The organism is Pseudomonas sp. TE6288 (assembly GCF_054062095.1).
On record NZ_JBSSEW010000035.1, the window covers coordinates 25,440 to 31,685 of the forward strand.

Here is a 6,246-nt window from a genome sequence, read left to right on the forward strand (position 1 = left end):
GTTGATTCGATCCGGCGTTGCCGGGGGGTGGCCCGCAAAGGGCGAACCACCTGTGTCATGTCTGGTGTCGCCACCAGAAACCTTGCGGTGACCACATACATGAGGCCGGGATATTCGATTACAAGGCTTGCTACAGAAAAATTTTCATAAGGTGTAAGAGTCATCGTGAGAGCGCGTTCGCCCTGCGATCAGGGCGACTCCCCCATCGCGGAGCAAGCCCACGCATGAACACGCCTTACTTGTCGCGACGCTCGTACTCGCCCTCGATCACGTTCGGACGGTGGCCGTCATCGCGGGGCTGGGCCTGGAACGGATCATCCTGGAACGCCCGCTGACGCAGGGCCTGCTCTTCGGCGCGGCGGCGCAGACGGCCGGCCACCAGGCGGCGGGTGAACGGCAGCAGGCACAGCAGGCCCAGCACGTCACTGATGAAACCCGGCAGCAGCAACAGGCCGCCACCGACGGTGAGCATCAAGCCCTGGAACATGTCCTCGGCTGGCAGTTCGCCGCGCTGCAGGCTCTCCCGGGCACGCAGGGCGGTAGCCAGGCCGGCCACGCGCATCACCAGCACACCCAGGGCGGAACCGGCGATGATCAGCAGCAACGCTGGGAAGAAGCCAATGGCGGCGCTGACCTTGACGAAGACGAACAGCTCCAGCACAGGAAAAATAAGAAACAGCAGTAGAAAAGCACGCATCAAGGGTTCCTCGACGGAAGAGAATCTTCCTGTAAGACCATCAGATGGATGCCTCGACGCCTGTTTTCAACCCTCGACTTGCGTCGCATCCGGCCATTTTTCAGCGCGCGCCAGCAAAACCAGAGCCTCGCGGACTTGTGTCGGCGTATTGCAAGTAGTTGGGAAAGGCAGCCAGTAAATGCCCTGACCAATACGCAGGTGCATGCCCTCGCTGTCGATACCGACCATGTGCGCCGAGCGCGGCAGCCCCGACAGTTTTACATAGTGTTCAATGGCATTGGCATGGTCGTCATTCATATGCTCAATCATGCTTTTTTCGACCTGGCCCGCAAACGGATTGGCCAACGTCACCTGATCGAGCCAGTGGATCGCGCCGAAACCACCGATGTAACGGTGGCGTACCGGCTCAAGCACCCAGAAGTCGAAATCGTGGGCCTTGTGGTAGTTCGCAGATTCGGGGAAATACCGGTAGTACCGGCTTGCAGCAGCCTCGATGGCGGCATCGTCAGTGAGTTTGCGCGCCTGGGCCATCACCGTCAGGCGTCCGACTGCCTGGACATCTTCGGCGTCGCGCTCACCTACCAGCAGCGAACACTTGGGGTCTTTCTGCAGGTTGTGGGTGTGCTGGGCGATGCGGCTGATGAGGATCAGCGGATGGCCGTCGGCGTCGAGACAATACGGCACCACCGAGCCGAAGGGGAAACCGGGCATCGATTTGGAATGCGTGGAGAGGACGCCGCGGTATTCCTTGAGCAGCAGTTCCCGGGCGGGGCGAAGGGCGTTGGTACTCACTGGAGAGGCTCCTGAAAAAATCAGTTGCAAGCTATAAGCTACAAGCGACAAGAAAAAGCAAGGCGGCACCGCCTGTTGGAAGTGCACACACGGCTCTTGCTTGCCGCTTGTAGCTTACCGCTAACGACTGTTTTTACCAGGTAACGCCGAAACCGGCGGTATAGCGGGTCTTGTCCAGGTCGCTGTCGCGGGTGCCCTTGATCAGGTCCTTTTCCGCCTTGAGGTTGAGCGAAGCCCACTCGGTCACCTTGTAGCGCAGGCCCATCTCGGCATCGAGCGAGTAGTCGGCCACGCCGCCCAGCGGCTTGCCGAATTCGCCATTGGTGAAGAATTCGACCTTCTTGCCGATCAGGTAACGGTTGTAGTCCCACTTCACCGCGGCGGAATAGAAGTTGTCCTTGCCACCGTCGCGGTACTCGAAGTCGGTGCGGTTGATCAGCGAGCCCAGCGAGAACGCGCCGAGCTCGTCATCCCAGAACTGGTAGCCCGGGCCGGTACCGACGGTACGCTGGCGGGCCAGATCCTCGATATGGTCGCGCTTGTATTCCAGGCGCCCCTGCCAGAACCACTTCTCGGTTATGAAGCGGTCCAGCGCGTACTCGGCGCTCCAGTTGTTGGTGGTGGTGACGTCGTCCTTGGTCTCGCGGTTGTATTCGCCCTCGGCGTTGTGCCGCCAGCGGCCATGGCGGGCAGTGGTCTTGAAGCTGACGTCATAGTCGTCGGTGTTGTTCTCGGCGCGCTTGTAGTCCATCGCCACATCGACGTTGCCCTTCCACAGGAAATCCTCGAGCACCGGACGCGGCTTCATGATCTGCTCGATGCTGGCCAGCTCGACGGTCTTCGGTGCCTCGCCGTTGGCCAGGGTCACCTTGCCGGGTTCGGCGGCCTTCAATGCCTTGGCTTTCTCGCCGCTGTAGGCATCTTGCTTGACCAGCAGTTCCTGATCGCTTTCCAGCGTCTGCACCTGTTTCCAGTCCAGGGCGATCGAACCGCCATAGGGGGTCTCCAGCAGCAGCTTGCCGCCGTCGAAGACCTTGATCTTGCCGCTCAGGCGGTCACCGTTCTTCATCCACACGGTATCGGCGAGCACGGGCGTACAAAGGGACGCAGCGATGAGGCACAGCAGGGTTCTAGAAGACATAAGCGCAATATGGGTTCGATTCGACGAAAAAGCCGGGCATTATCCAGATACCGACAACCTGAGCAAGGACAGACCCAGACCATGCCGATGAGTTCCACTCGCATTTGCCGGAACCTTCTGTCCGGTTTCATCTGCAGCACAGGGATCTTCTGATGTCCGCCCTCGATCCGCCCGCTGCGCAGGATGCACAAGCCCGACGAATGGCACTGTATTCCGTCCTCGGCCAAGTACCGCCGGGGAAGGTCGTCAGCTACGGACAACTCGCCGAGCTTGCAGGCCTTGGCCGCGCGGCGCGGTGGGTAGGACGCACACTTTCGCAGCTACCCCAGGACACCCGCCTGCCCTGGCACCGGGTACTGGGCGCGGGTGGCAGGTTGAGCCTGGCCCTGGGCACGCCGTCTGGCGACGAACAACGCGCCCGGCTGCGCGCAGAAGGCGTGAATGTGGCCAATAATCGTGTGGATATGGCGCGCCATGGCTGGCGTCCGATGGAGCACAGCGGTTAGAGTGCGCGCTTTGTTTTCGCAAACCTTGAGGCAGATGTTGGCCCATGCCCCGTAAAACCTGGCGCGCTGCGCTCGCTGCCTATGCCAGCCCGTCAACTCTGGTGCTTTTGCTGCTCGGATTCGCCGCCGGCCTGCCGTACATGCTGGTGTTCTCGACGCTGTCGGTTTGGCTGCGCGAAGCCGGCGTGGCCCGCGAGACCATCGGCTATGCCAGCCTGATCGGCCTCGCCTACGCGTTCAAATGGGTCTGGTCGCCACTGCTCGACCAGTGGCGCCTGCCGCTGCTCGGCGGCATGGGCCGGCGCCGTTCCTGGCTGCTGTTGTCGCAACTGCTGGTGGTGCTCGGGCTGGTCGGCATGGGCTTCTGCGACCCGCAGAAACACCTGTCGTGGCTGGTCGCCCTGGCGGTGCTGGTGGCCTTCGCCTCGGCGACCCAGGACATCGCCGTCGACGCCTACCGCCTGGAAATCGCCGACGACCAGCGCCAGGCTGCCCTGGCTGCCAGCTACATGGCCGGCTACCGGGTCGCCGCCCTGCTTGCCACCGCCGGTGCGCTGTTCTTCGCCGAGTGGTTCGGCTCCACCGGTTTCAGCTACCTGCACGAAGCCTGGACCGGCACCTACGTACTCTTCGGCGTGCTGATGCTGCCGGCGGTGTTCACCACCCTGGTGATGCGTGAGCCCCCCGTCCCCCTGCGTACCCAGCTGTCGGCCGCGCGCTATGGCTTGATGCACCAGCTGGCGTCGGTGTTCGTGCTGATCATCCTGCTGGTCTCGGTACCGGCCAGTTTCACCCAGATGTTCAACACCGACTGGGGCAGCGTGGCGTTCGGCGACGCGACCCTGCTCGACCTGCTGCTCGAAGACCGCGCCTTCCTGCGCCTGATCCTCTATGTACTGCTGACCTGGGCGTGCCTGTCGTCCCTTGGCCGTCGCGGCCTGGCGCCGGTGCTCACGCCGGTCAATGACTTCATCGTGCGCTATCGCTGGCAGGCCCTGCTGCTGCTCGGGCTGATCGCCACCTACCGCATGTCGGATACGGTGATGGGCGTGATGGCCAACGTGTTCTACATCGACATGGGCTTCACCAAGGACCAGATCGCCAGCGTCAGCAAGATCTTCGGCCTGATCATGACCCTGGTCGGCGCTGGCGCCGGCGGCCTGCTGATCGTGCGCTTCGGCATCCTGCCGATCCTGTTCATCGGCGGCGCGGCCTCGGCGGCCACCAACATCCTGTTCCTGATGCTGGCCGACATGGGCCCGAACCTGGAAATGCTGGTGGTCACCATCTCGCTGGACAACTTCAGTTCGGGGCTCGCCACCTCGGCCTTCGTCGCCTACCTGTCGAGCCTGACCAACCTGAAGTTCTCGGCCACCCAGTACGCCCTGCTCAGCTCGATCATGCTGTTGCTGCCACGCCTGATCGGCGGCTATTCCGGGGTCATGGTGGAGAAGTTCGGCTATCACGACTTCTTCCTGGTCACCGCCCTGCTGGGCGTGCCGACGCTGGTGCTGATCGCGCTGCACTGGCGCCAGGAAGTCGGTCGGGGAAAGCCGGCGCCGGTGGAGAGCCCGGCAGCTGAACAACACTAGGCCATTAGCGGCCTTATCGCGGGGCAAGCCCGCTCCCACGCATACTTTCTTTGAGCGCTGCGTGGGAGCGGGCTTGCCCCGCGATGCGTCTAGCCTGCAACCACCGCAGGGCGCCTGCCGATCACGAACCACAACGGCCACAGCGCCAACGCACCCGCCACGCCCGCGGCCAGGGCAAAATGCATCAGACTGGCCCCGGCACCCAGCATCGCCAACACCGCGCCGCCCAGGCCCAGCAAGGCGATGGTGATCATCCCCAGCATCGCCGATACCAGGCCCTTGCTCTGCTCGCTGGAGAACAGCGTCATGCGGTACAGCACCGCGTTGGCGACGCCCAGGCCCAGCGCGTACAGCGACATGCCGGCCACCACACTGGTCACCGTCGGCCAGAACCAGGTGGCCGCAACCATCAGCGCCAGGCCCGCCAGGTAAGGCCACAGGGCGCCACGCACCAACGCCGGCAGCGGGTAGCGATCGGCGATGCGGTTGATGATCAGGTTGCCCAGGATCAGCCCGCCGAACACCGGCAGTTGCCACAATGCGTATTCCATCGTGCTCAGACCTTCATCATGGATCAGCAGCACAGGTGACAGGCCGATCCAGCCGATAAGGGGCAACCCCACCAGCCCCAGCGCCGCGCTACCGGCCACGAAACGACGGTTGCCCAGCAACTGACCGTAACCCGCCAGCAATGGCAGCAGGTGGATGGGCGTGAACGGCAGGCGCGAACCGTCGCGGCGCTCCACGCCCAGGGTTTCCGGCATCAGCCGGTAGAGCAGCAGCCAACACAGCACCGCGCCGGCGGCGAAGGCCACGAATAGCCAGCGCCAGTCCAGCCACTGCAGCATCAAGGTGCCCACCAGCGGGCCAAGCAACGGCGACAGCAGCGCGATGTTGGCCAGCAGCGCCATCATGCGCACCGCGTCGGCCTCGCTGAACGCCTCGTTGAGCGCCGGATAGCTGACCGTGACCACGAAGCCCAGGCCGATGCCCTGCAACAGCCGCAACAGGTTGAACACACCGATATCCTGTGCCCAGAAGGCCGCCAGGCACGCCAGCCCGAAGAACACACAGCCCCCCAGCAACAGCGGGCGCCGGCCATAGCGGTCGGCCAATGGGCCGATCAGCCACTGCAGCAGCACGCCACCCAGCAGGTAGAGGTTGAGGGCATGGGGAATGTATTCGGGGCTGGCCTGGAGATCGCCGACCACTACCGGCATGGCGGGCATGACCGCGTCGCTGGCCAGGTAGGTCAACAGTTCGAACAGCGCCAGGGTCAGGCCGAACAGCAAGGCGCGCAGGGGGGTGATATACAGCAGAGGTTTCATGGCGAACATCGGGTTGGCAGGCAAGATCAGGGTGTATGCCAGATATGGCAGCGCCTGGCTGTGAACAAGTGTAAAAAACAGGGCCGCTTCGCGCCCCAAAGCCGGCTGACGGGCGCGCCAAACGGTTGAAAATTGTCGAGTTGGGACGCCGTTGAAGCGGTAGGGGGGGGTCGGGCGCCCCCATTAGGGG

Annotated in this window: 6 protein-coding genes; 2 read left to right on the top strand and 4 right to left on the bottom strand. The window is 63.4% G+C overall.

Translation table 11 applies throughout. The features are described from left to right. Nucleotides 1-235 precede the first annotated feature (235 nt). From ACVWY1_RS25175 to ACVWY1_RS25185, 3 genes are all read right to left on the bottom strand, one after another. The gene (locus ACVWY1_RS25175; RefSeq protein ID WP_102682690.1) at nt 236-697 is read right to left on the bottom strand and encodes an FxsA family protein; all 462 of its coding nucleotides are present in this window, start codon (nt 695-697) and stop codon (nt 236-238) included. A gap of 66 nt (nt 698-763) precedes the next feature. Continuing rightward, nucleotides 764-1,489, bottom strand: a complete 726-nt coding sequence (locus tag ACVWY1_RS25180; RefSeq protein WP_139668804.1) for a HugZ family pyridoxamine 5'-phosphate oxidase — start codon at nt 1,487-1,489, stop codon at nt 764-766. Nucleotides 1,490-1,622: 133 nt separating this feature from the next. Then, on the bottom strand, nt 1,623-2,630 hold the full coding sequence (locus ACVWY1_RS25185) for a DUF481 domain-containing protein (protein ID WP_102682688.1): 1,008 nt from the start codon (nt 2,628-2,630) through the stop codon (nt 1,623-1,625). 152 nt (nt 2,631-2,782) lie between these two features. On the opposite strand from ACVWY1_RS25185, the gene ACVWY1_RS25190 reads away from it, so the two are divergent. Then, the gene (locus ACVWY1_RS25190) at nt 2,783-3,136 is read left to right on the top strand and encodes an MGMT family protein (protein WP_102682687.1); all 354 of its coding nucleotides are present in this window, start codon (nt 2,783-2,785) and stop codon (nt 3,134-3,136) included. Between the two features lie 44 nt (nt 3,137-3,180). After that, complete coding sequence (locus tag ACVWY1_RS25195; protein ID WP_102682686.1) at nt 3,181-4,728, top strand: AmpG family muropeptide MFS transporter; 1,548 nt, start codon at nt 3,181-3,183, stop codon at nt 4,726-4,728. 89 nt (nt 4,729-4,817) lie between these two features. Here the strand turns inward: ACVWY1_RS25195 and ACVWY1_RS25200 are convergent, their stop codons facing one another. Then, on the bottom strand, nt 4,818-6,056 hold the full coding sequence (locus tag ACVWY1_RS25200; protein ID WP_102682740.1) for an MFS transporter: 1,239 nt from the start codon (nt 6,054-6,056) through the stop codon (nt 4,818-4,820). Nucleotides 6,057-6,246: the final 190 nt, after the last annotated feature.

Coding starts and splice junctions, on each gene's coding strand:
- ACVWY1_RS25195 (WP_102682686.1), top strand. CDS start 3,181: ATGCCCCGTAAAACCTGGCGCGCTGCGCTCGCTGCCTATGCCAGCCCG.
- ACVWY1_RS25175 (WP_102682690.1), bottom strand. CDS start 697: ATGCGTGCTTTTCTACTGCTGTTTCTTATTTTTCCTGTGCTGGAGCTG.
- ACVWY1_RS25200 (WP_102682740.1), bottom strand. CDS start 6,056: ATGAAACCTCTGCTGTATATCACCCCCCTGCGCGCCTTGCTGTTCGGC.
- ACVWY1_RS25185 (WP_102682688.1), bottom strand. CDS start 2,630: ATGTCTTCTAGAACCCTGCTGTGCCTCATCGCTGCGTCCCTTTGTACG.
- ACVWY1_RS25190 (WP_102682687.1), top strand. CDS start 2,783: ATGTCCGCCCTCGATCCGCCCGCTGCGCAGGATGCACAAGCCCGACGA.